The organism is Armatimonas sp. (assembly GCF_031410135.1).
In the GTDB taxonomy this organism is placed as follows: domain Bacteria; phylum Armatimonadota; class Armatimonadia; order Armatimonadales; family Armatimonadaceae; genus Armatimonas.
On sequence record NZ_JANNYP010000669.1, the window covers coordinates 1 to 2,132 of the forward strand.

Below are 2,132 nucleotides of genomic sequence, written 5' to 3' on the forward strand. Positions count from 1 at the left end.
CCGCCAGGGCAAGCGTCTGGAGGCAATGCAGCTCTACAAGCTAGAAACCGGGGTTGATCTCAGACGGGCTCAGGCAGAGGTGGATAATCTGATACTCCAAGAAAGCCTCACCGAATGACTCTCTCCGAGCCTGAGGTAGTGCACACGATCCGCTACCTATCATCGGGGGCGGACAAGCCGGAGCGGCGCTTGCTGGAGGTTTCTCTGGTGCGCTACTCCTGGGAGAAGAAAACCGCGCCCTGCTTCTTGGTGACCGGCGACCTCCAAGGCCGCGAGCCGGGCAAGCGCAACCGCACCGAGGGCAGCCATCTCTTCTGCAACACTGACAGCCGCGCTCTGATTTTTGTCGGGTCAAACTAATGAACTCCTGCTTCCTCGCGAGCACGCACGAGTAAGTCGGTGAGTTCTAGCTCTTTTGCCCAGTCAGTCAGGTAGCTCTGATCGAGAGCCGCTTGTTGAATCCGAAAGATTCCTTGCACATCTCCCCATTGTTTTTCAGAGCGTTCGCCTGTTAAACGGTACCAGCGCAGCTTTTGCAAGATCATATCCTCCGGGCTAGTGACACAGACAAGTGGGGCTCCTTCACCGAGGAGTGGCAGACGGAGCCGACGCTCCATCTGTGAGTGCGCAAACGCAGTGTCAGGAGAGATAAAAAGATCCGCTTTGATCATCGTCGGCAAATGGATCACATTGGCAGAAGAATCATGCAGAATTGCCTCGCGTAGGAGATCCGCATCGGCATAGAACTCGTCGGCGAGTGCCTGTGTGAGTGCTTCTACCTGCGTTTCCATCAGGGCAACCACAAAGTCTACATCTTGCGTCGCCCGCTCAACGCCAACCACGGAACTCGCCACCGAGCCACCAACAAGATAGGCAATTCCCAATCGGTCGAATGTCTCGATCAGACGCTGGACAACTTGAAGCGGCTCCAGGAGCATGTGCTAGTAGCCTTCTTTATCGGGGTTCCAACCGAAAGCCTTCCGCATCAGCTCCGCGGGAATGCGGCGCGAAGCCACACGTAGCTGAAGCTCACGCTCGCTTGCATCGGGATGGCGGCGGCGCGTCTCCGCAAGAGCAAGCTGGTTCAGCATCGTGTTGAGCTCCCCCACACGCCGAAACCGCTCCGCGGGCGTGCGCTTGCGCAAGCCCGCTAGCCAGCGCTCCTCGATCTCCGGTGGTGTATCTTCCATCAGGGGTTTCATAATGATATTTTACCGTCTCTTCCTATCCGAGTTTTCCGGTACACTACTAAAATGGAAACGCGCTCAAAACTCTCCACAGGAATGATTCTGGGCATTGTCACGCTTACCATTAGACGTTATCCTGTTTCACCAAGGCTCTCCGGGCATCGGGACGGGTTGCCAAGGGTAGAGGCGTAAACGAAAGTTATGCAAGCCACAAGCGATCTCCATCACCTTGTCGGCCATACCCTCCCGAAGTAGACGAAGAGACTCGCGCACCGCACGGCAACGCTTCACGCTAGAGATGGCATGCTCGACATAGACTCGAGAACGACTTAGGGCTTTTCAGAAAATAACTTGTCTGTTCACAGTGCCTGCCATCATCTAAAATGGCTGGCAAAAATGGATAATTTAATCTTTGGCGACCTCTTACTATCTTGTTGAAGGCTTTCTCGAAGGGTGTCAACTCACGAGAGCGAGGTTTCTTGAAAGGCATCAGGGTTTCACAATCCACAATCTCAAATCCAAGAAAACCCAAGTCCTGCAAAACAAGGCTGTCTTCGGGCAGGTCATAGCCCACCGACTCGGCGATCTTGTTGTCGGGCATTGTTCCTTTGACCGTCTCGCTCAGATGCACAACCCGGCAGGTTGCATCGATCAGGATTGCGTTTTTGAGAGTGTGACGCTTCTTCTTTCCACTGTAAAGAGCGCGTTGACGCTCGTCGTTGACAGGTCTGGGAACGGGACGTTCCGTAACGTCCAGACAAAAAGGGGGCTGTTCTTGGCTTCGACACTGGCTTTTAACTCTTGCACCGTGCGGCTGGGAGCGTCGCCACTGTTGCGCAGAGTTTCCCTCAGAACAAGGACTAACGTCTGAAGCCAATCGTTGACTTTGGGCTGTGACATATCGAAAAGTGCTCCCATGACCTCCTGGATGAGGTTCTGTTTAAC

At 54.3% G+C, this 2,132-nt stretch carries 5 protein-coding genes; 1 reads left to right on the forward strand and 4 read right to left on the reverse strand.

Features of this window, described 5'->3' with window-relative positions; all coding sequences use genetic code 11:
• The first annotated feature begins 114 nt into the window (after positions 1 to 114).
• Positions 115 to 360, forward strand: a complete 246-nt coding sequence (locus RMO15_RS24410; RefSeq protein WP_309718722.1) for a hypothetical protein — start codon at positions 115 to 117, stop codon at positions 358 to 360.
• Here the strand turns inward: RMO15_RS24410 and RMO15_RS24415 are convergent.
• From RMO15_RS24415 to RMO15_RS24430, 4 genes are all read right to left on the reverse strand, one after another.
• Positions 357 to 938, reverse strand: coding sequence for a hypothetical protein (locus RMO15_RS24415; RefSeq protein ID WP_309718724.1), 582 nt, complete (start codon positions 936 to 938; stop codon positions 357 to 359). The two genes, RMO15_RS24410 and RMO15_RS24415, sit on opposite strands and share 4 nt — an antisense overlap.
• A gap of 3 nt (positions 939 to 941) precedes the next feature.
• A complete protein-coding gene (locus RMO15_RS24420) occupies positions 942 to 1,202 on the reverse strand; it encodes a hypothetical protein (protein ID WP_309718727.1) in 261 nt (86 codons plus the stop codon).
• A gap of 277 nt (positions 1,203 to 1,479) precedes the next feature.
• Positions 1,480 to 1,944 carry a transposase family protein gene (locus tag RMO15_RS24425; RefSeq protein ID WP_309718730.1) on the reverse strand — a complete coding sequence of 155 codons (465 nt, stop codon included), beginning with the start codon at positions 1,942 to 1,944 and terminating at the stop codon, positions 1,480 to 1,482.
• Positions 1,839 to 2,132 (reverse strand): hypothetical protein (locus tag RMO15_RS24430; protein ID WP_309718733.1); only part of this gene is annotated, 294 nt, incomplete at its 5' end. The genes RMO15_RS24430 and RMO15_RS24425, both read right to left, overlap by 106 nt.